Consider the following 22,257-nt stretch of genomic DNA (forward strand, 5'->3'; position numbering starts at 1 on the left):
CAAAGGCGCTGGCCAGCTTCAGGGTCAGGGTAAAGGGCCGGGACAGGTGCTCTTCGAGTTCAAACTCGACCACCGCAAAGGTGTCGTCCGGTAGGGTGCCGAGGCGGGCCGTGAACTGCAGGCCGGTTGGCTGAGACATGTGATTCGTCCTTGATCAGTACTGCGTTGCTTCCTGCAACCCGGCGCGGTCCTACGCCGGGCGACTACCCAAACACGAGCGCGACGGCGTTATCCGCCGGAACCGGACCCACTGCCAATCACGATACCGCCGCAGGTGACCGCATCGCCGGTCAGGGCAATGGGCTTGCCTTCCACCAGCACAGTCGGATTGCCACCGGCAATGGCGCGGGGATGGGTGCCGCTGTTGGGCTTGGTGTGGGGCGCCAGTGGATCGCCCTGGCGGGCCACCGGCTTGCCGTCCATCAGTACGGTGCTGCTCGCGGCGATCACCGGCGTGGGCGGGTAGCCTTCATGATCGGTGCCGATATCGCCCAGCAGTACAACTTTCTTACCCATGTTGTCTCTCCCTGATGCGGCATTCCACACGGAATGCCGGTTCCTTCGTGCAGTGTGGCCCGGTTACGCCGGGCCCACAATACGACCTGTTGCCAAGCGCCCGCGCCTCAGTAGAGGCTGCGCGGGATCTGGTAACCCGCCAGAAGCTGCTGGGTGAACGGGTTGACGTTGCCGGCGGCGTGCAGCCGGTACTGGACGCTGCCGTCATCGATGCGGAATTTCACGTCGATGGCGCTGGGGCTGACACCGGTGATGTCGGCCTTGTCCAGCAGCCGGAAGAACGCCCAGGGTCCGCGCGCAATGCGGCTGCGGGGAGAGCGGTTCACTTCCACCGGCACCAGGGTCACTTCGCTCTCGACGGTGTCGCGCAGCGTATTCGGCCAGATCAGCGGAATACTCTGCCGCGGCCCGTGGCTGAATTCAACCAGTTGGCCGTCGATGTTCATGACACTGCGCCGTTTGTTGGCGGACAGGTTCACCGGCTCCAGCGCGAACTCCACGTCCAGGCTGCCGTTGCGGGTGAAGAACGCCTGCCGGATCTGTTTGGCCTGGTCCAGCGCGGTCATGACGTCGCGACGAATCAGCGTGGCCCGTTTGCTGAGGGCGATGTGCTCCGGATGATCTTCCAGGAACAGCTTCAGCTTGTTCTTGTAGAAGGTATCCAGGATGCCGTCCGGCGCGAAGAAGCGCTCGAAGTCCTGCAGGGCCGCGTCACGACCGGCGTTGCTGTTGAACGGGTAGTTGCGCGCCAGGCTCTGCTGGAACGGCTGGTAGACCTCGTCGTACCACTGCCGCTCGAGCTGGGCGATGGCCTTGTCCAGCACCACGCGCCAGCTTTCCGCGGCGACCTTGTTGAGCATGCGGTCGACCGGCGTCGGCATGGTGCGGGCCATACGCTGCAGGGTGAAGATCGGGTCGGCGCCTTCCAGGGTCAGCCGGTCGCGGGCTGCGGCCAGGGCCGCCTTGCCGCTGTCCGGGGATTCCTGGATGCCGCGCAGGTAGTCGTGCAGCGAGCGCAACACCGTCTGGATCTCCTCGATCTGCGAGGGCGTGTCGCCTTCCTTCTGGAACAGGCCGTTGATGCCGCCGAACTGCTGCTCGATGTCCTGAGCCATGCGATACGCCGGCGATTTTTCCAGCGCCTCGCGGGCCTCTTCCGGCTGGTCGGCCTGGGAGGGATACAGCTGGGTGTTGGCCTTGACCGATTCCAGCAGTTCCACCAGCGGCTCGCGGGTGCCGGTCAGGCTTTCCAGCACGCGGACGCCGTCGTTGAGGTCCTGGAAGTCGCGGATCGCCAGATGGTTCAGGGCACCGCGCCAGGTCTTCGCGTAATCCTCGGCGTAGTGGCTGCGCAGCTCGGATTGCAGGCGCTGTTCGTCCGCCTTGCTGAAGTCCACGTCGTTGCGGCGACCCAGGACCCAGGCGTCCACCAGGGCCAGTTCGGTGACCTGCTCGGACTCCCGTACGAAGTAGTGCTTCATGCCGTCACTGGTCAGCATGCGCGGGATCTGCAGCGGATCGTCATCGGCATTCATGACGTTATCCACCGGCTTGTCGTGGTCGTCGATTTCAGTGAACACCAGCTGGAACGCGGGACCGCCCTTGCCTTTCAGGTCCAGCGGCGCCGCCAGGTCACGCCGGCCACGATGACGCAGCTGGTCGTAGACGCGATCCGGCGTGGCCATCTGGCCCAGTTCCTTCTGCGCCCACTTCACGCTGTTCTGGAACGGCGCCAGTGCGGTATCGGCGGCGATGTCACCCCGTGCCTGAAGGTCCGCCAGGTCGGTGTAGTTCATGGCGTATTCCAGGTGCTGCAGCAGGCGCTCCTGCACGGCACGCTGGCCGGGGTACTGGGACTGCCAGTAGCGGGACATGTAATCCATGACGATGTCGTTGCGACGGCCGCTGGCGTCGTACAGCATGCGCAGCACCCGCAGGTGGGCGAGGCGATCGGCACTGCCCTCGGGCAGTTGGTTCATCTCGTCCATGACCCCTTCCATCAGTGCCGGCAGGAACTGGTAGGAGAGCATGTCGAGATAGGACTTATCGACTTCCGGGCCCACCTTGTCACCCTGGTAGAGCCCCATGTCGCTGACCGCCGGCCACTTGTTGCGGTAGTCGCCGAACGCCAACGTGGCGTCCCGCAGCTGGTTCAGCGGCGCCAGCAGGTTGCGGCCGGTGGGATCCAGGGTCTGGCCGATGCCGGTGGGCTGCCAGTCGTCCAGGAAGCCGTGCACCCGGTTCTCCACCTGCTGGGCGGCGGTGGCGTTCTTGATGAAGTAATGGTGCCAGCCAGCGGTCATGCCCAGACCGGCAGCGACCGCAAGCACGGCCGCGGTGGCCATGGCGCGACGGCGCTGTTTGGTGACGCGCACGTTGTCCCCTGCCAGCCCGGCTTCCGGATAGATGATTTCCGGGAACAGCCGCTCGCTGAAGAAGGTCATGGACTGGCCGCTGCGCTGGGCCGGCTGGATGGCGTCCGCCAGCCCGTAGTGGCGAGCGGTCGCGGAGATAAATGCGTCTTCCGGCACCCCTTCCTGATAGACGGAGGTGAAGTAGACCCCGCGCACCAGGGCCGGTGTGGAGAAGGCGTCCGCCGCCAGCATTTCCGTCAGGAACTGCTGGGTGACCGGCATCAGGCCCGCCACCTGGCGGCTGAAGGAATAGATCGCAGCCCGCTCTTCCGGATCACGGCTCTCGGACAACAGCTGCGGGACCCGCACATTGATCTGGTCCACCAGCTTGTGGAACGCCGCCTCGAACTGGTCCAGCCACTGATCCGGGTCCTGCAGGGATTCCAGCTCGAAGGTGAAGCCCAGCGGCTGTTCCCGCTCGGCCTTGTTCAGCTTGCGGAAGAACGCGGTGAAGCCGTGCAGCAGGTCCATCTTGGTGAAGCTGACATACACCGGCAGGCGCGAGCCGATCTGCTCCATCAGCTCCCGCAGGCGAGTGCGCAGCAGCACCGCCTGGGTCCGGCGTTCGGCCTCGCCCAGCGAGCTCAGGTAGGCCAGGTCGATGGTCAGGATCACGCCGTTCAGCGGCCGGCGCGGGCGGTGCTCTTCGAGCCAGGCGATGAAGTGCTTCCACAGGCGTTCCTGCAGGCTGGCGCCGTTGGCGGAACCGCTGTCCTGACTGAGCAGTTCCCCGTCCGGGTCGATCACGACGGCGTCGTCGCTGATCCACCACTCGAAGCCCAGCGGGTTGCGCTCGGTCTGGCGGTTGCGGGTAACGTTGGTCAGGGTAAAGGTCTGGCCGGAGCGCTGTACCAGGCTGGTCTTGCCGGCGCCTTCCAGGCCCATGGCCAGGTACCAGGGTAGCCGGTAAATGCCGTTGCGCCCGCGGATGTTGTTGCGCAGGGACGACAGGTTGCGGTTAAGCAGCCGGGTCTGGCGCCGCTCGTAGACCAGGATCGGGTCTTCCTCCTCCTGGCGCGCCTCGGCCTGGGCCTTGTCTACTTTCTTCAGGCGACGGGACAGGATCCAGCCCCAGAATACGGCCACCAGCAGGACGAGCCCCAGGGTCACCATGGCACGGGTCTGCCAGTTGGCCAGCGGCACCTCGCCGCGCCATTCCCAGGTCGGCCCCAGCCACCATATGGCGGCCACCAGCAAACCAAACCCCAGGGCGAGCACAATGGGGCCACCGGTACGGATAAACGGCCAGAGCTTCTTGCCGATCTTGATTAGCGTGCTTCGGATTTCCATGCCTTTACTTCCTGCTTTCCCTGATGGGTGGCGTTGCGATGCCCCCGGTTAAAACGGTGTCGAGCTTGCGTGTCGGTGCCGTCAAGACAGGCGCTCCAGATGCGCCACCAGCGACGGTTCCCAGTCTTCGAGTGTGCGGCCGACGGTCTGGTCCCGCAGGTCGCCCACCTGTTGTTTGGCGAGGGTTTTCAGGCCGCTGTCCCGCAGCAGCTCGGCGCTCATCAGGCGCCAGTAGAACTGGGCTCGTGGTTCCTTGGCCTTGGCGAGACCGTCTTCCAGTAACTTCATCGCCGGCGCCAGGCCGTCCTGTTTGAGGACGTCCTGGGCGGTTTCGTAGGCCTTCTGCCAATCGGCACCCCGCGCCTGCTTGCCCGCGCCACCGGGGCTGCTGGTAAGCAACCACTCACGTACCGGCTTGGGTAGGAACGGCGAGCCGTCCGAGAAGGTCATGTCGGCCAGGGCCGGAAGCCGTTCGACGAAATCCTTGAGGGCCGTGCGGATCGCCTCGGCGCACTTGGGATGACCGGTCTGCTCCGCCGCCTGCGCGCTTAAATAATGACCTTCCAGCCAGAACGGGCTGACCGACAGGCTTTGTTCGATGCGGCCCCAAAGCGTCATATCCGCGCCCCGGCCCAGACTCTCGCGGTAATCGGACACCCGGTCCGAACTGACCGCCGCCAGGTCGCTACGCCCGCCCTTGCGGGCCGGCGGCGTGGTGGTGATGCTGTGCCAGATGGCGAAGCGACGGATCTGGTAGCCCAGCGGCGAGCCGGGATCCAGGTCGGTCAGCAAATCGGCGACCCGCAGCAGACTCTGGCGGGTGGCGCGTTCGTCCTTGGGGTCCAGGGTCAGGTGACCCAGGCCGCCCGACGAGGCGCTGCTGGACGTGGTCGTCGACCGCTGCGCGGGCGCTTCGGCCGGCTTGGCCGCCGGGGCCGATTCCTCGCGCACCTGCCCTACTTCCGGCAGGTTATTAATCGCGTGGCGCAGGTCCGTAACGGCCTCGGTGGGCAGCGACTCATCCTCGGCCAGGGCCAGCAGGCGATCCAGCTGGTCGAGGCAGAACTGACGGCCGTCGCCGAGGCCGCTGTCGAAACTGAGCCGGGTGACTTCGGCGCCGGCGCGCTGCATCATCTGGCCGAACAGCATGCGGCGCGGGCGGGCGCCCTTGGATCCCGGGTAGGGCCAGGCGTCCTGCCACCAGCCCTGCATCACCTCGCACAGCAGGTGGATCGACAGGGCAAAGCGTTCGCCGCTGCCGCCGCGCTGCAGTGCCAGCAGCAGGAAACCCAGCACCTTGAGGTCCTTGGTGATGTCCGCCAGCAGGCGCAGGGCCTCCTGCTCCACCTTGCCCCAATCGATGTCGCCATGGGCCAGCGAGCCCATTTTCATGATTTCGTTGTCGAGGAATTCCAGCGTCGGATCTTCCTCCAGCTTGCTGCCCTGGGGCGATTCACCCGCCAGTGGCGAGAGCACCTGTTCAACGTATGGATGTTGTTCGACTGCCTGCATGCTCGCCTACGTCCTGTGTCGTCCTTGATCGATTACCAGCCGCACTCGTCGCGCAGCGGTTCCAGCGCCTTGCGGAAGCCGCTGAGGTCAAACATCAGCCCGTCCAGGGCGCCTTCATCCGCCTGCAGACTCAGCTGGTTCGCATTGACCAGTCCGCGCAGGGTGCGGATGGCCGGCAGGCCGCGCCCGCCGCTGACCACATAACCGTCGTCCCGCACGCGCCAGGTCTGGGACTGGGTGCGGCCGTCGGTATCGAGCTGAAGGGCCACCCGCTCGGCGGAGGTGGCCTTCGGCAGCATCACGGCGAACCGGGTGATGTCGTTGTCACAGCGCACGGTCAGCAGCGGCCGGGGCGGCACCGCCCCCAGCGCGGGCACGGTCACCAGGTAACCGGCATCCCCTTGCCCTTCCAGCGCACCGTCTTCCGGGGTACGCCGGGCTTCCTGGTCGTAGGCCGCCTGCCAGGCCAGCGGCTTGGCCGCCGGTTCCGCGGCGGCCTGTTCTGCCAGGGTGCGGACCGGCGTGCCAAAGACCGCATCGAAGCAGGCCAGACGCTCCAGACGGGCCACTTTCTGGGTGCAGGCTTCCGCTGCCGCCAGCGTCTCTCCGCTATTGGCGTGAACCTGTGCAGACCACGCGACCAGCGCGATTACGGCCCATGAAAAACGCTGACGCATGATTATCCTGTCTCCGTTACATTGAACTTCTGGCACTTGTGCGCCAGCGTGCGCTTGGGCAGGCCCAGGCTTTCGGCGGCCTGGGCCCGGTTGCCGCCGTACTGGCGCAGTCGCGCACTGATCACCGCGGCTTCGAACGCCTGGGCCGCCGCGCGCAGGTCGTCGATGTCGTTCAACACCGGCACGCCCGGCTGCGGGACAGCCGCCTCGTCCGCCTCGTCCACCGGGGTTTCCTCCCAACTGGCCAGGGTGTCCAGCCGCAGGTCCTCGGCCTGGATGTCTTCCTGCTCCGGGGTCTGCACGCAGGCGAACTCGATGACATTGCGGAGTTCGCGCACGTTGCCCGGAAAGGCGTACTGCTTGAGGTATTCCAGCGCGTGGCTGCTGATCCCCAGCGGGCCGCGGCCCTCGCGTTCGCGATAACCCTGGATGAAATGGCGGCAGAGCTGTTCCAGGTCCTCGGTGCGCTCCCGCAGCGGCGTGACCCGCACCGGGAACTGGCTGAGGCGATAAAACAGGTCGCGCCGGAAGTCGCCATCCTTGATGCGGGTCTGCAGCGGCTGGTGCGTGGCGGCGACCAGCCGGAAATCCGAATGCACCTCATCTCGAGCGCCGAGCGGACGGAACTGGCGGGTCTCCAGCACGCGCAGCAGTTTGGACTGCAACGCCATGGGCATGTCGCCGATTTCGTCCAGGAACAGGGTGCCGCCGTCCGCCTGGGCCAGGAGTCCCTGCTTGGCGGCGTCCGCGCCGGAAAACGCGCCCTTGGTGTGACCGAACAGCTCGTTTTCCAGCAGGCTGTCGGGAATGGCGGCGCAGTTGACCACGATGAAAGGCCCGTCGCTGCGTGCCGAGAAATCGTGGATGCCGCGGGCCACCAGATCCTTGCCACAGCCGGTCTCGCCCTGCACCAGCACCGACAGTTGGCTGCCGGCGGCACGGATCACCTGGGCGCGCAGGTCGGCCATGGGTCGGGACTGGCCGACCAGACTCCGGGCCAGCAGATCGCTTTTCTGGCGTTCGGTCTCGGTGTCGCGCAAGGAGCTGAGCGACCGGCTCAGCAGGCGCTGCTGCCAGAGCCGGTCGTCCCGATCCCGATGCGCTGCCCACTGCAGGCCGATCAAGGACAGCAAGCCGTCGTACAGCGGCTGGCCGACGATGTCGTCCCAGGCGGGATCCGCGCCGCACAGCACCAGCATGCCGAGGGTCCGTTTGTTGTCCGCCTTCAGCGGCTGGATCCAGATGGAATCCGCGCCCCGGCTGGCGTCGAACAGGCGGCTCAGGCCGGCGTGATCAAGCCGGGCGCAAGCCACGGACGACAGCGCGCGGGCCTTGCCCTCGCGCAGGACGTGGGCGAACGGGTGCGAGAAGTCATCGCACTCGAAACGCAGGTCCGCATCCAGCGCCGGGCAAATCAGCGTGCGGCCGCTGGCGTCCAGTTCCAGCACCCAGCTCCGGCTCAGGCCAAACGCCCGTTCCAGCTGGGCAGTGGCGCAACCCAGCAGCGCCGCCCGATCCGGCTGACGCATCAGCTCCACCGCCAGGTCGATCCCGGTGTGCAGTTCCATCTGCATCCGTCCCATAGTGCGTCCTTAGCTTACGGTGCCGGTGAAGCGGCCGTCGGCGATGCCCAGCCGCACCTCGCTGACCGTTTCCCGGGCCGCGAGTTTCTCCAGCAGCGCCAGTGAGACCGGCGGCAGCAGCTCGCCCTCGATGATCGATTCCAGCATGCGCGCGCCGTTCTCGCTGCGGGTGGCGCGGCTGCGGATGGCGGCCACCAGGCCGTCTTCCAGCACCACCTCGGTGCGGTAGCGATCGCGGATCTGGTCCGCCAGACGCGCCAGCTTGTCGCCGACGATGCGGTCTAGCGTGCCCTCGCCCAGCGGCAGGTAGGGCACCACTTCCATGCGGGCCAACAGCGCGGGCTTGAAGAAGTCCGCCAGCACCGGGTAGAGGTCGTCGTCCAGAGCCGAGGCGTCAAACTCGCCGTCACGTTCGGCGTGTTGGACGATGGTCTCGTAGCCCAGGTTGGAGGTGAGGAAGAACACCACGTTCTGGCAATTGATCAGCCGGCCTTCGCCGTCCGCCAGCTCGCCCTTGTCGAACGCCTGGTAGAACAGGTTGAGTACTTCCGGATGGGCTTTTTCCACCTCGTCCAGCAGCACCACCGAGTAGGGCTTCTGGCGGATCGCCTCGGTCAGGATGCCACCCTCGCCGAAGCCCACGTAGCCCGGCGGTGAACCGATCAGGCGCGAAACGGTGTGCTTCTCCTGGTATTCGGACATGTTGATGGTGGTCAGGAACTGACGACCGCCGTAGAGCAGATCGGCCAGTTGCACCACGGTCTCGGTCTTGCCCACGCCGGACGGGCCCACCAGCAGGAAGGCACCCATCGGCCGGCCCGGACGGCGCAGGTCGGCCCGCGCGGTCAGCAGGTGCTGGTGCAGCGCGGCAATCGCCGGATCTTGGCCCTTGATGTGGGCTTCCAGGTGCTGCGGCAGATGAGTGATCTTCTGCAGCTCATCAGCAGTCATGCGGTTGACGGGAATACCCGTCCAGTCGGCGATGACTTCCGCAATCTGGCGAGTGTCCACCAGGGCGTGTACCAGCGGCTCGTCCGCCTGGAGCTGGTCCAGTTCCTGTTGCAGGGCCGCGGCTTCCTGGCGGAGCGTGTCCGCATCCACCGTTTCGGTTTCAGCCTCTTCTGCCGTCTCGCCTTCGGATTTCGGCGCTTCCGGGGTCAGCAAACGCTCACGCACGTCGATCAGCTGGGCGACCAGCGCGCGCTGGTTTTCCCAGCGTTCCTGCAGTTCGGCGGCTTCCGCTTCCAGCGCGGCCACCTGTGTGGTGACGTCGCTCGTGCGTTCTGCGTCAGTGTCCTGCCCCAGGTGAGTCTGGCGCTCGAGCAGTTCGTGTTCCATCTGCAGCTGGTGCAGTTCGCTGCGCACGTGGCTGAGCCGGCGAGGCGGGGTGCTCAGGTTGAGGCTGACTCGGGCCGCAGCGGTGTCCAGCACGTCGATCGCCTTGTCCGGCAGCTGGCGTCCGGCCAGGTAGCGGGCGGACAGGGACGCGGCGGCGGTCAGCGCGGAGTCGTCGATCAGCACCTGATGGGCTTTCTCGTAGACCGGCCGCAGGCCACGCAGGATGTGCACCGCCTGTTCGGTCGTGGGCTCGCCCAGCGCCACCGGCTGGAAGCGCCGGCTCAGGGCCGGGTCCTTCTCGAAATACTTCTTGTACTCGCGCCAGGTGGTGGCGGCGACGGTGCAGAGCTCGCCGCGGGCCAGTGCCGGCTTGAGCAGGTTGGCGGCGTCGGAACCGCCTTCGCTGTTGCCCGCACCGATCAGGGTGTGGGCCTCGTCGATGAACAGGATGATGGGCGTCGGTGAGGCTTTCACCGCTTCGATCACCCCTTTCAGCCGCTTCTCGAATTCACCTTTTACCGAGGCGCCGGCCTGCATGGCGCCCAGGTCCAGCGCCCACAGCGCCACGTCTTTCAGACGATCCGGCACTTCCCCGGCCACGATGCGCAGGGCCAGGCCTTCCACCACGGCGCTTTTGCCCACGCCGGCGTCTCCCACCACGATCGGGTTGTTCTTGCGACGACGGCAGAGGATGTCGATCATCTGGTCGATTTCGGCGTCCCGGCACAGCACGGGATCCAGCTCGTCGTTGCGGGCCCGCTCGGTGAAGTCCGACGCGTAGCGGCTGAGCATGGACTCGTCGGCCGCCACCGCAGCTGGCTTGCCGCCGTCACTCTCCGCGACCGGCTCTTCGATGGAGCCTCGGGTGATGGTGGCGAACTGGCGTTTGAGGTGTTCCCGGTTGAGGCCATCCAGCTCCCGGGCCACGCGCGGCATCAGGTAGCGGTCGGCGTTGAGCAGCAGCGCCAGGAAGATCGCGCCGGAACGCAGCTGGCCGTGCTCCAGTTCCGTGGAGGCCAGCAGCCAGGCGTCCTGGATCAGCTCGATCAGCAGCGGCGAGAACGACGGATAGGCGTCGGCGGTCTGCGGGCCGCCTTCCAGGCTCTCGCCCACCAGCGGTTGCAGGACCATGTGATCGATTCCGGCCTGGTCAAGCATCAGGCGGATGTCGGAATACGGGGTTTCCAGCAGTTTGAACAGCAGGTGCGCCGGCATGATCTCGGCGCCCTGACGGGCAATGCACAGGGCCGCGGAGGCTTCCAGGCCTTCACGGCAAATCTCGTTGAGGCGCCCGATCAGCGCCGGTAATTCAACCCGAAGCATGTGCTCTCCTTGTCCTAATTCGGGAGTTGCGCCAGCACACTGAGCACGTCCTTGATGCGCTTATCCAGTGCGATGTCGTAGAGGGTGTAGACGGTGACCATGGCGGCCACGAACACGCCGAAGATGCTCCACAACGGCAGACCGGTGCGGAAGCGGTTGCGCGACGGCGTAACGTGCTCGAGCGCGTTACCCAGGGTTTCCGGGGTTTCCTCGTCGTGCAGGTCGGCAATCTGGCGATGCAGGCCGGCAATGATGCGCTCGTATTCGTCGCGACCGTTTTCCATCACCTTGTAGCGGCCCTCGAAGCCGAGGCACAGCGCCACGTAGATGAACTCGAGCATGTCCCGATAGCGGTCCGGCTCCTGCTCCATCCGCGAGAGGATGGCGAAGACCTTTTCCCCGCCCCAGGTCTCGTTATGGAACCGGGACAGCAGCGACTGCTGGGACCAGGCGCTGTGGGCGCCCCAGTCCGTGCCCAACACCGCCTCGTCGATGAAGGCGCAGAGCACGTAGCGGTAGGCCACCACCGTCGGGCGTTCGTAGCCCTGCTCGATCAGTTCGCGATCGATGTCGGTGATTTCGTCCACCACCTGCTGGTAGAGCTGGGGCACGCGATTGAAATCCGCCAGCCGGCGCACCCGGATCACCAGGCCCAGCAGCGGGATGGCGGCGTCCACCAGGCGATTGTTCTCGTAGCCCCGCAGGCGGAAGGTCTCGTCGGCGGTGACTTCGCTGTTGGGGTTGTCGTCAAACAGCAGCTTGCCGAAGGAATCCTCCTGCGGGGCTGCCACTGCGCTGGAATCGTCCATGATCTAGCTCCTGATGGCCCAGAACTGCATCTCGATGCCGGGGAAATCGCCCGCCACGTGGAAGGCGAAGCCGCTGGCGTTGTCCAGCATCTGCCACGCCTGACTGCGGGCATCGAGCTGGAAGTAGGTAAAGCCGGCGTGGTACGGCAGCTGGCGCGGTGCCACCGGCAGCGGGACCAGCGGCACGCCCGGCAATTGCAGGCTGATGAGGTCGCGGATCTTCTCCACCGAACCCACCTTGCACTGCTGGATGAACTGCTTGCGCAGGTCGTCGGTGGGCATGTCCGCGCGCACCGCCAGGATGAATTCCGCCTGGCCCATGAGCTGGCTGTCCTGGATCGGCGCCACGGTCAGACCGTACTGGCGCTGCTGCAACTGGATCGCCATGGCGCGCGGCTCAAGCACCGTGCTCAGGGACTGGCGCAGCACCTGCATCAGCGGCGCAAACGAGGCCTCCGGCAGGTCGTGATCGTAGGGCGTGTACTCGCTGGGCAGCCGGTTCTCGTCGGTGAAGGTCACCAGTTCGCCGCACAGCTCCAACAGGGCCTCATAGAGCCGCTCGGGATGCAGCTGACGCACCCGCGCCAGGTGCATGAAGCGCGGATGGGCCCGGTTGAGCATCTGCAGCAGCATGAAATCGGACACGTCGGCGACGCCGCCCTGGTTGGGCGATCCCACCCGTTCGGCGATGTTCTTGGCGCGTTCACGCATCAGGCCGGCCATTTCGCCGACGAAGCGCTGCAGCTTGGGCGCCGCCCGCACGCTCAGCATGGTCGGCATGAAGCTGGCGTCCATCACCAGGCTGCCGTCCGGGCGCTTCTCCAGGATGCGGCCGATGGCGAGCGCGGCGTAGGCGCTGCGGTCATCGCGCTCCAGCATCAGGCAGGGCTTCACCTTGGCCATGTCGATCGAGTGCTGGTCGCCGTCGATGGAGTGCAGGTCGCGAATGTCCTGGGTGGCCGCCAGGAAGCGCGCCGACACGCCGGATTCCGGCCACTCGATTTCGGGCAGGCTGTCCGAGCCCAGCGGCAGGGCCAGGTACACCACCTGGTTGGCCACCGAGGAGTCGGTGATTTCCAGCGGCTCGGGCATGGCGTCTTCCATCGGCAGGTTAAAGCTGGTGCCGTCCGGAAAAATGCCATTGGCCCGCACCAGGCCGATGCGGCCGAAGCTCAGGTATTCGTCATTGAGCTGCAGGTCGCCGAATCCATAGAGGTAGTCGGACACGGCGAACGCCCGCTCGTTGATCTGCTGCTCGAGGTACCGTTGTTGCTGCTGGAAGTGCTGCGGCTTGATGAACAGCCCGTCACTCCAGACCACGCGATTTTGTCCCGACATACTTACTTGTCCGCCTTCTGCATCATGACTTCGCGTTCCCGCAGGTTCACCAGGATGTGGTACTGGCCGCCCTCGGGCTCCACCTTGACCACCTTTTTCCACTGGGACTCGTTGGGAAAGGCATAGAACGCCACCACGCCGATGTACCGGGTGTCCGAATCAATCTCGAACGGTTCGATGTACTTGAACTGGCCCGGCACCATCGAATAATCACTGTGGTCGATGTAGTTGGCGCCCAGCGCGTCTTCGAGATCTTCGGTGATCTGGTCGAAATCCGCGGCCAACATCATGGAACTGTCTTCCATCTGGATGATCTGGAAGTTCATGGGGGCCGGCTGCATGGCGTCGTTCGGGTTCATGTCCGGCTCGGCCAGCATCGCCAGGTCCACCGTCGAGGGCCGGTCCTCCGGTTCACCGACCGGGATGTCCGGATCCCAGACCACCTGGGCGGTCTTGGACACGGCCTTGAACGGGCCGCTGCAGCCGGTCAGGCCGATCAAGGCCAGTAACAGGAGTGAGTGGGCGATTTTCACAGGGTGGCCTCCCGCTGCAGTTTTCTCAGGTGGTGGTCGTAGGCCTGCTCGAACACTTCGGCGAACAGACGCTCAAAGCCGCGCTGACGGCTGGAGCTCAGCTCCTCGTAATAGTGGGTGTACATTTCCCAGGCCCAGGCCGGCTCGCTCTCGCCGGGTTTCAGGGACCGGCGATAGCCGTGGAAGCGCTTCAGCAGGTTGTCCGGCGAGAAGGCATGCAGGATGGCGTCCAGCGCTTCGCTGATGGCCGCCTGGGTGGCCAGCTGGTGATGACGCAGGCCGGTCAGGCTCTCGGTCACCGCGGCCGGGGCCGACAGATGCACGGGGCTGCGTTCGCCCGCGAACAGGGTATCCATCACCTGCCCGTAGTCCTGGCCCAGCCGCAGCGGGTTGTCCTCGATCGGCTGCAGGCGGGTGCGCAGCGCCTGGTGGCGGCTGTCTTCCCGCTGGTGCAGATCCAGCAGTCCCTGGATCGTGGCCTTGATGGTGCGGCCGGCTTCTTCCAGGAAGCCCTGCATGGCGTCGCTGTTGTCGAAGCGGATGTCGCTGTCGAGTCCGCGCATCAGCGGCGCGCCACTGATGTGCTGTCGGCTCTGCTCCGTGGCGTCGCCACGGCTGATATCGGTGCGGTCGTCGTCCATGCGCCGCTGTCCTCCGTTAATGACGGGCAGGCGCAGGGCCCGCTCCCGTTCGTCCATGTAGGGGTCGCTGGCTTCCGGGGGTGTTCCGTACCACTCCGGATCGTCGTCGAGCAGCTTGCGTTCCTGCTCGGCGGCCAGGTCCCGGTCCTGATAGCGGAAGCCGTCCATCGGATCGCGCTGTTCCCGCTCGGTCGGAGTCGGGTCCAGGTGATCCAGAGGGTTGGCCCGCTGGGGTTTTTCCGGCTCGTATTCCGCCAGTTCGCCTTCCGGCGCGTTCACCAGCGTGGGATCGTCCGCCGCCTGGTCAAGGGGAATCGAGGTGGGCTCGTCGCCTTCGATCAGATCCACCAGCAGCAGGTAGTTACCCACCCGCAGCCGGTCGCCGTCCATCAGCCTTGCCCGGCGCCCGCGTCCCACCGGCATGCTGCCGCTGTTGACGTAGGTGCGGCCGGAGCGGTCAATGACGCAGTAGTGGCCGTCGATCCAGCGGATTTCGGTGTGGCCGGGCAGCACGCCGGTGCGGTGCGGCGACAAACGCCAGGTGTCACTGTCGGCCGAGCCGATGGAACCGCCGCGTTCGCCGAAGTCGCAGCCCAGGTCAGAGCTGACGCCGACGTCCGCGGGGTTGGAAATGCTCAGTCTGAGGCGTGTCTTGGTTGCTGTGTCCATAATTCACCGCCGGATCTGGAGACGGACGGCCTGCTGTGGCACGCCCGGCGTTGGGTTAACGAAAGTGGTCCAACCCAGCCGGACATCCTTGCCCAGTTGCATGGGTTCGACGTCGTCGGACCGGATTTCCAGTTCAAGGTCGAAGGCCAGCTGCTCGCGCATACTGAACTCGACCAGCTTGACCAGGCTCTGGTGGTCCTGGCCGTTGGGCAGGAAGTCCATGAATCGCTCGCGGCTCAGGCTCTTGAGTCGCAGGATGAACTTGCCGCTGCGGTCGCGGATGCGGTCGCCCACCAGGGTCTCCTGCCCCAGGCAGCCGTTGGCCCGGCCCAGCTGGGTCTGCTGGTCGGCGGGGATGGCGACTTTGCGCAGCACCCAGGGCTCGATCTCCACATCCGGCAGATCGAAGCAGTGCGCCACGATGCCGCTGACGACCTCCGGCGAACGACTGCGCCCGGCCATCAGGCCGGCGTAGGAGAGCATCTTCGACCAGTTGATCGGGGTATCGCCGCGCAGGTCGCTGTCGCCCAGGCCCACCAGCGAGAACACGTGCTCGGAGAAGGCGTCGCTGGCGCCCGGCTGGAAGCGCACGTAGTAGCGGTACTTGCGCCAGACCCGGTGGAACAGGGTCACCAGCCGGTGGTTGAAGAAATCCAGGAAGTAACGCCGCAGCCCCGACTGCTGACCGTACTCCCAGGCCAGCTCTTCCAGGTAGTAGCCCGGCAGCGGCGACTGGGAGCCATGCAGGCCCAGGAAGCTGACTTCCATCTGGTACGGCGCGTACTCGTGCTCCGGCAGCCCGGCCGACAGCACGTCGCTGGCCGGGAAACCCAGGCCGGCGGCCGACGAGAAGCGGATCCGCTCATGCTGCGGCGCGTCGTCGGTGGCCCGCTCCAGATCGTCGCCGTGCAGGCGATGGATCAGGTCGACCAGTTGAAAGAAGTTGTAGCGGCGCGCGTTCCCCAGGACGGGCTGCAGGCCGGCTACATCAGGGGCTGCTGCCCGGTCCGTAACGTCCATGTGTACCGCTCCCGGTTTTCGGAATTCACCACATCCAGTAGGTGAAACGCATTAATACTCGCGTAAAGCGCAAAGAAATGGCTGAGAACTGTGCCGAACAGGTAAAGATCGCCTTCCGAGGCGAAAGACTGCTGGTCCAGCGTCAGGGTCGACTGAATACCCCGCACCGGCAGGCCCCGATACATGCGATCCACCGGCTGGGTGTCGATCTTCTGGATGCCCGCCAGCCGCTGCTGCGACACCCGCTCCGCCTGGCGATCCACCAGGGCGCGGAAGTCATAGACCCGCAGCACCGAACGCAGGGCGTCCACGTCCAGCAGCGACAGGTAGTTCAGCGACAGGTTGGACACCAGGGTCCACAGCAGGCTGCCATCCAGCGTCGGCCGCAGCGTCGCCGTCGGCCGGGTGATGTTGCGGAAGGTGGCGAACGCCGGTGTGCTCTGGGTCGCCTCGCAGATATCCCCGATCGCCAGCTGGTTCGGCAGCTGACGGTTGGTGCAGGTGACGGTCACCGAAATGGCCTCGTGTTGATTGAGGCACAGCTGTTCGTCACCGCGTACGAATGAGATGTAGTGATCGAAGCCGTCACCGCGCACGCTCTCGCGCACACGGACCCGGTAATACAGGGCCGTCCGGTTGCGATCGCGCTCGATCTGGTGCTGAAAACTCTCGAACGCACTGTAAATGCGCGGCTCGCCCCGCTCCCGCCCGACCGGATTGTCGAGCCAGCCTTCCACCTGGTCCACACTGAAAATCTCGTAGTGGGACACGAAGCGGCTGGACGGCTGCATGCGGTATTCGGTCTGCCGGCCATTGAGGTCGATGGGCTCGGCCTCGTGGCTGAACAGGTTGATTGCCGGGGTGCAGTAGAGCTGGAAATTCTCGGCTCGGACCTTGGCGTCCGGCGGCAGCGTCCGGTTGAAATGGAAACGCAGCTTGAACTCATCCGCCTGGATCGCCGGCAGGTACTTCTGCAGTCCGACCAGATCCATGAAATGGAAGGATTCGGGAAAGCTCAGGTACTCCTGCAGAATACGGTAGCCCGGGTACGCGTTCTTCGGATAGGGCAGCATCGCGTCCTCGGCCGCGAACCCGACCTGGCGCAGGCTGTCCTTGGGCAGGCGGATCACCTTGCCGTCCACCTCCATCTCAACGGCCTCGAGACAGTGGTTCATCCACAGGTAAAGCGTCTGCGCGGTAAACGTATCGCCGCCCAGGTAGAAACGCAGGCTGTCCATGCCCAGCTCCGACAGGGGCTGGTCAGTGTGCATCGCCAGGCTCAGCTCCACCGCCGACACTTCGCGTGACAGCTCGGCATGGGCGTCCGCCAGGGTCATCGGGTACATGGCAATGTCCCGGCAGGTGCGGAAGCGGCACTGGGTCTGGCCTCGCCGATCGCCCACCATGCCACTGCGCACTTCCGTGTGGCTGGGAATCGTCTGCTTCTCGCTGATGGCGTGCAACAGCGGATCGAAGCGCATGATGGTGGCACTGGGGACCGGGCGCAGGTAGTTCGGCCAGAGCATGTTCAGCAGCGAGTGCGTCAGCTCCGGGAACTCGTCCTCCACCTTTTCCCGCAGTTTCCCGGTCAGGAATGCGAAGCCTTCCAGCAGGCGCTCCACATCCGGATCGGTACTCTGTTCCGACAGGAAGCGGGTCAGCTGAGGGTGGGCCTCGGCAAACTCGCGCCCCTGAAGGCGCAGGAAATTCAGTTCATCCCGATAGAATCTGTTTAACTTCACGACGTTACACCACGCGGTAATAGCGTTTGTCGTCCAACAGAAGATCGATCGTGGCTCGCTCTTCGACGTCATCCACGCGCAGGTGGACGGTGACCTGGAAGCGTAGTTGCAACGGGTCCGAGTCGTCCGGCAAAGTCGCCACATCGACGCGCTTCACGCGCGGTTCGTAGTGCTCGATACAATGCCGGATCGCGCTGCGGATCCGGATGTTCAGGTCCTGGGTGCCGAGGGTGGCATCGTTGAAGTCCACCAGCCCGAGGGCCGGTGCACTGGCGCTGTTGCCCGGATGGGCGTTGAGCAGCCGAACCAGATGCCGTTTGATGGAGTCCACCACACCGGTGGATTCGCCCATTGCAGTCCCTGCGGGCTGGGCAGCCTGATCAAGTCGTTCGAACAGGCTGCCCCGAGAGGCCTGAACACCGTGGTCACCGGTGTCCCAGCTCACGACTTACTCCTTGTCGAGGCGTCCCACCAGAGACAGCTCGAAGTTGGCACCCATGTACTTGAAGTGCGGACGGACCGCCAGGGAAACCTGGTACCAGCCCGGATCGCCTTCGACGTCGGCCACGGTCACCTGGGCGGCGCGCAGCGGACGGCGGCTGCGAACTTCCGCCGGCGGGTTTTCCTGGTCGGCCACGTACTGCTTGATCCAGGTGTTCAGCTCGCGCTCGAGATCCTGACGTTCTTTCCAGGAACCGATCTGCTCGCGCTGCAGCACCTTGATGTAGTGGGCCAGGCGATTGATGATGAACATGTACGGCAGCTGGGTGCCCAACTTGTAGTTGGTCTCGGCTTCCTTGCCTTCCTTGGTGTTGGGGAACACCTTCGGTTTCTGCACGGAGTTGGCCGAGAAGAAGGCCGCGTTGTCACTGCCCTTGCGCATGGTCAGGGCGATGAAGCCTTCGTCCGCCAGTTCGTATTCACGACGGTCGGTGATCAGCACCTCAGTCGGGATCTTGGCTTCCAGCTGGCCGAAGGACTCGTACAGGTGCACCGGCAGGTCTTCCACCGCACCACCGCTCTGCGGGCCGATGATGTTCGGGCACCAGCGGTACTTGGCGAAGCTGTCGGTCAGACGGGTCGCCAGCAGGTAGGCGGTGTTGCCCCACAGGTAATGCTCGTGGTCGCCGCTGACGTCTTCGGTGTAGTTGAAGCTGCGGATCGGGTTCTCTTCCGGGTCGTACGGCGTGCGCAGCAGGAAGCGCGGCGCGGTCAGACCCAGGTAGCGGGCATCTTCGGACTCACGCAGGGAACGCCACTTGGCGTAGCGCGGACCTTCGAAGACGTCGGCCAGCTCCTTGATCGCCGGCAGTTCCTGGAAGCTGTCCACACCGAAGAAGGTCGGTGCCACGGACGACAGGAACGGGGCGTGCGCCATGGCGCCGACGGAGGAGACAAACTGCAGCAGTTTCATGTCCGGTGAGGACGGGGTGAAGGCATAGTTGCCCACCACGGCGCCGACCGGCTCACCGCCGAACTGGCCGTAGCCGTTGGCGTAGATGTGCTTGTAGAAACCGGTCTGGGTGACGTCCGGCGCGAACTCGAAGTCTTCCAGCAGTTCCGCCTTGGTGGCGTGCAGGATATCGACCTTGATGTTCTCGCGGAAATCGGTGCGGTCGACCATCAGCTTCAGGCCGCGCCAGGAGGATTCCAGCTCCTGCAGCTCCGGGGCGTGCAGGACTTCGTCCATCTGCGCGCTGATCTTGCGGTCGAGTTCGACGACCATCTGGTCTACCAGCGCCTTGTTGACCGGCTGGCCTTTCTCATCGCTTTTCAGCAGGTTGGCAATAAACGTCGCGACGCCTCGGCGCGCCACATCGTATCCTTCATCCGCCGGTTGCATCCGGCTGTTGGCCATGACCTGATCGAGGAGGGAACCCTCGGCGGCTTCGGTCGCGGCGGACTGCTGTACAGCTGTATCAGACATACCACATCCCTTCAGTACGTATTGGGTCTTCGGATAAAGGCGAGCCGGCCTGCCCGCATCCTGCGGTCAGCAATTGGGGGATTCAGTCCGGTCGCCGGTTCAGTGAGACGTCGGCTTGAATCAGCCGGCTTCCGGCTCGCTTTCGCCCGTGGCCAGCTCCAGCTCGGCCAGCAGCTTCTCGCGGGCTTCGTCGTTGTCGAGCAGTTCCTGCAGCTTGGTGCGGAACGCCGGCACGTTACCCAGCGGGCCTTTCAGCGCCATCAGCGCTTCACGCAGCTCGATCAGCTTGCGCAGCTCAGGCACCTGACGGGCGATGCTGTCGGGGGAAAAGTCGGAAAGACTGCCGATTTCGAGGTTGACCGGCAGGTCGTCGGCGTCGTCTTCGAGGCGATTGGATACCGTCGTGGACAGCTTCAGACCGGCTTCTTTCATCACGGACTGGAAGTTGTTCTTGTCGACGGAAATGCTCTGACGTTCTTCGAGCGAGGTTTCTTCGGGGTGTCCCTTGAAGTCACCGACCACAAACATTTTCAGCGGTAATTCCATTTCCGCCTGTTGGTCGCCAGTTGCAGGGATATACTTGATGTTGATGCGCTCTTTTGGCGCAACGGAACCTTCCTTAGCCATGAGGACTCCTAACTCCGTTTAGCGTTGTACACTCCATGTGCGTACCGTCCCGGCACGCTGTACGGTCGGAACTCTACACACCAACCCAGCCCCTCTCAAGCAAAAATTCGCCATTTTTTGGTTAATTTATGTACGGCGGGCAACTTGTTGCCAGAGAGGGACATGAAAAAAACGTAAGAATCAGTGCGTTGGCGACATGTAAGTAGTTGCCGCATGCGCCAAAAGTGGGACTTACTTCCGTTTCTTGGGGGTCCAGGCCCAGATCATCTCGATGGTGATGGGCTCCTTGCCCTCCGCATCGTGGATGGTGACCTGAATCGGCGCCTCGCCCTTGTCGTCCTCGCGCATGCGCTGTTGCTGCTCCGGCGACACGCTGGCCTCCACCCGCATGTCGCCACTGGCGCGCTTGGTGTAGTCGGCACGGACGGTCTTGATGACCGGCACCTTGTCGTCCGGCACGTTAAGTCCGACCAGGAAGCCGGTCGCCGACTCCGCCAACAGCAGAGACGCCACGGCATGGACACCGCCAATGTGATTCTGCACCCGACGCTTGTTGGCCAGGCTGATCACGCAGCGGTTTTCATCCAGGGTTTCGATGCGGATGCCGACGGTGCCGGTAAACGGGACCGCCTTGCCGAAAAACAGCGACAGGGCGCGGGATCGGGCGAACCCCGGCAGCTGGTTGATACGATTGACGATGCCGTGCAATCGGTTGTTTGCTTTCATGGGTGGATCTCCAGTGTCTGAAAACGCCTCTGTGGGCGTTTGTTTTCGGGCTCTTCACGGAGCCTCTGTGTGGTAGGTTTGAAAACCAGATGCGACATTAGCCCATCCGGCGTTGGAGGGGAACAAAACGGCCATAGAACGGGCCGATTCGGGGCGGTTATACTCGTTCTTCAACGGTATGCCATTTGAAAACCAAGGGACAAGCATGAGTGATCTGAAGACACAATTCGACGAAGCCGTGAACTACATCCAGACCGCCGAGGGCGACTTCAAGCCGTCCAACGAGCTCAAACTGGAGTTCTACGCACTCTACAAGCAGGCCACCGAAGGTGACGTGAGCGGCAAGAAGCCCGGCATGCTGGACGTGGTAGGTCGCGCCAAGTACAACGCCTGGGAAGAGGTAAAGGGCATGTCCAGCGAACAGGCCATGCAAAAATATATTGATCGTCTGGAATCCCTGAAAAACGGCTGATTCCAGTCACATAGCCAGCGTCACAGGGCCTTGTGGCGCTGGCTCCCCGCATTTTGGCCTTTCCGCACGTGAATCTTTCAAACGCCTGTCATAGAATGCGCGCACTCTAACAACAAGAACACACGTCGTACTGCGAGTAATCTTTCATGAGCATGACTGAAGCGCTGGACCAGAGTCAGTCCGGCCTGCTGTCGCGCGTTCGTCGCGCCATCCAGACCCACAAACTCAACCTCCGCACCGAGCAGACCTACCTGCACTGGATCACCCGGTACATGCTGTTCCACGATCTGCGCGATCCCGCCGAACTGGGCGAGAGTGAACAACAGCTTTTCCTGGGGTATCTGCAGGAGCGCATGCGCGTGTCCCAGGCCCGCCTCAACCAGGCTCGCCAGGCACTGGCGTTCTTCTACGAGGAAGTGGTGGGACAGAATGCCGTCAGTGCCGCCGCCAGCTGACCCGGCGTTGCATCACCGCCCCTGAACGTTGGTGTTGAAGCTGTCGTAGGTGCGGTTTTCCGGCGGGCGGATCACGTAGTTGTTACCGAAGGTTTGCCCGGGGACTTCCTTGGGCGCACTGAAGCGGATTTCGGCAGGAATTTCGTGGCGCCCCAGATCCGTGCGGTCGTCGCGCGGTTGCAGCGCCAGGGGATCCAGGTAGTAATCGTCGTCCGGACTGCTGACCGGCCGGGCCGGAACACCGGCGGCGGGGGCCGCCAGACCGCCCTCGATGGCGGTGTTGGACAGGGTCTCGGAATCCAGCGATTCAAACGGGATGGTCTTGACCGTGGACCGCTCCTCATAGCCAAAATCCTCGCGGGCCTGCTGGTCGGCACCTTCCTGCTGCGCATGGGCCAAGCCCGTCACAAGAAGCGACAGCATGAAGGCGCGGGCAAGCAATTTGTGACAGCGGGCGGATAACATGGCCAAATCCCTGGAACCGATGTTGACTGGGGGTCGTGTGGCGACTGTCTCCTATGGCGTCACGACGACAATATTTGGACAGTTTATCGCCAATTAAAGCAACAGTTTTAATTATTCGCCCGTTTTGTGACGGTTATCACCGATGCCGATCACACCCCGCCTTAACCCGGCGTTAACCCC

Annotated in this window: 19 protein-coding genes; 2 read left to right on the plus strand and 17 right to left on the minus strand. The window is 64.4% G+C overall.

Going from position 1 to position 22,257, the window contains the following annotated elements; all coding sequences use genetic code 11:
- Window positions 1-228: 228 nt before the first annotated feature.
- The 16 genes from EB809_RS19730 to EB809_RS19805 form a co-directional block, all read right to left on the minus strand.
- The gene (locus EB809_RS19730) at window positions 229-516 is read right to left on the minus strand and encodes a type VI secretion system PAAR protein (protein ID WP_123636571.1); all 288 of its coding nucleotides are present in this window, start codon (window positions 514-516) and stop codon (window positions 229-231) included.
- A 107-nt stretch (window positions 517-623) separates the two neighbouring features.
- The gene (tssM, locus tag EB809_RS19735; RefSeq protein WP_123636572.1) at window positions 624-4,220 is read right to left on the minus strand and encodes a type VI secretion system membrane subunit TssM; all 3,597 of its coding nucleotides are present in this window, start codon (window positions 4,218-4,220) and stop codon (window positions 624-626) included.
- Between the two features lie 81 nt (window positions 4,221-4,301).
- Complete coding sequence (gene tssA, locus EB809_RS19740; protein WP_123636573.1) at window positions 4,302-5,732, minus strand: type VI secretion system protein TssA; 1,431 nt, start codon at window positions 5,730-5,732, stop codon at window positions 4,302-4,304.
- 32 nt (window positions 5,733-5,764) lie between these two features.
- A complete protein-coding gene (gene vasI, locus EB809_RS19745) occupies window positions 5,765-6,409 on the minus strand; it encodes a type VI secretion system-associated protein VasI (RefSeq protein ID WP_123636574.1) in 645 nt (214 codons plus the stop codon).
- A gap of 2 nt (window positions 6,410-6,411) precedes the next feature.
- The gene (locus EB809_RS19750; RefSeq protein WP_223808052.1) at window positions 6,412-7,992 is read right to left on the minus strand and encodes a sigma-54 interaction domain-containing protein; all 1,581 of its coding nucleotides are present in this window, start codon (window positions 7,990-7,992) and stop codon (window positions 6,412-6,414) included.
- A 9-nt stretch (window positions 7,993-8,001) separates the two neighbouring features.
- Entirely contained in the window at window positions 8,002-10,653 is a 2,652-nt protein-coding gene (gene tssH / locus EB809_RS19755) for a type VI secretion system ATPase TssH (RefSeq protein ID WP_123636575.1), read from the minus strand.
- 14 nt (window positions 10,654-10,667) lie between these two features.
- On the minus strand, window positions 10,668-11,462 hold the full coding sequence (gene icmH, locus EB809_RS19760; RefSeq protein ID WP_123636576.1) for a type IVB secretion system protein IcmH/DotU: 795 nt from the start codon (window positions 11,460-11,462) through the stop codon (window positions 10,668-10,670).
- 3 nt (window positions 11,463-11,465) lie between these two features.
- Complete coding sequence (tssK, locus tag EB809_RS19765) at window positions 11,466-12,800, minus strand: type VI secretion system baseplate subunit TssK (RefSeq protein ID WP_123636577.1); 1,335 nt, start codon at window positions 12,798-12,800, stop codon at window positions 11,466-11,468.
- A 2-nt stretch (window positions 12,801-12,802) separates the two neighbouring features.
- The gene (gene tssJ / locus EB809_RS19770) at window positions 12,803-13,333 is read right to left on the minus strand and encodes a type VI secretion system lipoprotein TssJ (RefSeq protein ID WP_123636578.1); all 531 of its coding nucleotides are present in this window, start codon (window positions 13,331-13,333) and stop codon (window positions 12,803-12,805) included.
- Window positions 13,330-14,643 (minus strand): type VI secretion system-associated FHA domain protein TagH, encoded by a 1,314-nt coding sequence (gene tagH, locus EB809_RS19775; protein ID WP_123636579.1) that lies wholly within the window; start codon window positions 14,641-14,643, stop codon window positions 13,330-13,332. Before tagH ends, tssJ begins: the two co-directional genes overlap by 4 nt.
- 3 nt (window positions 14,644-14,646) lie before the next feature.
- On the minus strand, window positions 14,647-15,663 hold the full coding sequence (gene tssG, locus EB809_RS19780; RefSeq protein WP_123636580.1) for a type VI secretion system baseplate subunit TssG: 1,017 nt from the start codon (window positions 15,661-15,663) through the stop codon (window positions 14,647-14,649).
- Window positions 15,627-17,405: a type VI secretion system baseplate subunit TssF gene (gene tssF / locus EB809_RS19785; RefSeq protein ID WP_123636581.1), complete on the minus strand. Its 1,779-nt coding sequence runs from the start codon at window positions 17,403-17,405 to the stop codon at window positions 15,627-15,629. The genes tssG and tssF overlap by 37 nt, the downstream gene beginning before the upstream one ends.
- Window positions 17,406-17,409: 4 nt before the next feature.
- Window positions 17,410-17,850, minus strand: a complete 441-nt coding sequence (gene tssE, locus EB809_RS19790; protein ID WP_123636582.1) for a type VI secretion system baseplate subunit TssE — start codon at window positions 17,848-17,850, stop codon at window positions 17,410-17,412.
- A 3-nt stretch (window positions 17,851-17,853) separates the two neighbouring features.
- Window positions 17,854-19,332: a type VI secretion system contractile sheath large subunit gene (tssC, locus tag EB809_RS19795; protein ID WP_123636583.1), complete on the minus strand. Its 1,479-nt coding sequence runs from the start codon at window positions 19,330-19,332 to the stop codon at window positions 17,854-17,856.
- A 120-nt stretch (window positions 19,333-19,452) separates the two neighbouring features.
- Window positions 19,453-19,959: a type VI secretion system contractile sheath small subunit gene (gene tssB / locus EB809_RS19800; protein WP_123636584.1), complete on the minus strand. Its 507-nt coding sequence runs from the start codon at window positions 19,957-19,959 to the stop codon at window positions 19,453-19,455.
- A gap of 231 nt (window positions 19,960-20,190) precedes the next feature.
- Window positions 20,191-20,685 (minus strand): DUF4442 domain-containing protein, encoded by a 495-nt coding sequence (locus EB809_RS19805; RefSeq protein ID WP_123636585.1) that lies wholly within the window; start codon window positions 20,683-20,685, stop codon window positions 20,191-20,193.
- A 205-nt stretch (window positions 20,686-20,890) separates the two neighbouring features.
- Between EB809_RS19805 and EB809_RS19810 the strand changes: the two genes are divergently transcribed.
- Both EB809_RS19810 and EB809_RS19815 read left to right on the plus strand, forming a co-directional pair.
- Window positions 20,891-21,157 carry an acyl-CoA-binding protein gene (locus EB809_RS19810; protein WP_123636586.1) on the plus strand — a complete coding sequence of 89 codons (267 nt, stop codon included), beginning with the start codon at window positions 20,891-20,893 and terminating at the stop codon, window positions 21,155-21,157.
- A 146-nt stretch (window positions 21,158-21,303) separates the two neighbouring features.
- A complete protein-coding gene (locus EB809_RS19815) occupies window positions 21,304-21,612 on the plus strand; it encodes a site-specific integrase (protein WP_123636587.1) in 309 nt (102 codons plus the stop codon).
- 12 nt (window positions 21,613-21,624) lie between these two features.
- Here EB809_RS19815 and EB809_RS19820 read toward each other — a convergent pair whose 3' ends face one another.
- Window positions 21,625-22,077 (minus strand): hypothetical protein, encoded by a 453-nt coding sequence (locus EB809_RS19820; protein WP_223808053.1) that lies wholly within the window; start codon window positions 22,075-22,077, stop codon window positions 21,625-21,627.
- Window positions 22,078-22,257 lie beyond the last annotated feature (180 nt).

This window comes from Marinobacter sp. R17, assembly GCF_003789045.1.
Lineage (GTDB): Bacteria > Pseudomonadota > Gammaproteobacteria > Pseudomonadales > Oleiphilaceae > Marinobacter_A > Marinobacter_A mangrovi.

Bases quoted from the DNA above. Each gene is read 5' to 3' on its own strand.
- tssK (WP_123636577.1), bottom strand. From the start codon at position 12,800: ATGTCGGGACAAAATCGCGTGGTCTGGAGTGACGGGCTGTTCATCAAG.
- tssH (WP_123636575.1), bottom strand. From the start codon at position 10,653: ATGCTTCGGGTTGAATTACCGGCGCTGATCGGGCGCCTCAACGAGATT.
- tssG (WP_123636580.1), bottom strand. From the start codon at position 15,663: ATGGACGTTACGGACCGGGCAGCAGCCCCTGATGTAGCCGGCCTGCAG.
- EB809_RS19730 (WP_123636571.1), bottom strand. From the start codon at position 516: ATGGGTAAGAAAGTTGTACTGCTGGGCGATATCGGCACCGATCATGAA.
- EB809_RS19815 (WP_123636587.1), top strand. From the start codon at position 21,304: ATGAGCATGACTGAAGCGCTGGACCAGAGTCAGTCCGGCCTGCTGTCG.
- EB809_RS19750 (WP_223808052.1), bottom strand. From the start codon at position 7,992: ATGGGACGGATGCAGATGGAACTGCACACCGGGATCGACCTGGCGGTG.
- EB809_RS19810 (WP_123636586.1), top strand. From the start codon at position 20,891: ATGAGTGATCTGAAGACACAATTCGACGAAGCCGTGAACTACATCCAG.
- tagH (WP_123636579.1), bottom strand. From the start codon at position 14,643: ATGGACACAGCAACCAAGACACGCCTCAGACTGAGCATTTCCAACCCC.
- tssB (WP_123636584.1), bottom strand. From the start codon at position 19,959: ATGGCTAAGGAAGGTTCCGTTGCGCCAAAAGAGCGCATCAACATCAAG.
- icmH (WP_123636576.1), bottom strand. From the start codon at position 11,462: ATGGACGATTCCAGCGCAGTGGCAGCCCCGCAGGAGGATTCCTTCGGC.
- tssC (WP_123636583.1), bottom strand. From the start codon at position 19,332: ATGTCTGATACAGCTGTACAGCAGTCCGCCGCGACCGAAGCCGCCGAG.
- tssM (WP_123636572.1), bottom strand. From the start codon at position 4,220: ATGGAAATCCGAAGCACGCTAATCAAGATCGGCAAGAAGCTCTGGCCG.
- tssA (WP_123636573.1), bottom strand. From the start codon at position 5,732: ATGCAGGCAGTCGAACAACATCCATACGTTGAACAGGTGCTCTCGCCA.
- EB809_RS19820 (WP_223808053.1), bottom strand. From the start codon at position 22,077: ATGTTATCCGCCCGCTGTCACAAATTGCTTGCCCGCGCCTTCATGCTG.
- EB809_RS19805 (WP_123636585.1), bottom strand. From the start codon at position 20,685: ATGAAAGCAAACAACCGATTGCACGGCATCGTCAATCGTATCAACCAG.
- vasI (WP_123636574.1), bottom strand. From the start codon at position 6,409: ATGCGTCAGCGTTTTTCATGGGCCGTAATCGCGCTGGTCGCGTGGTCT.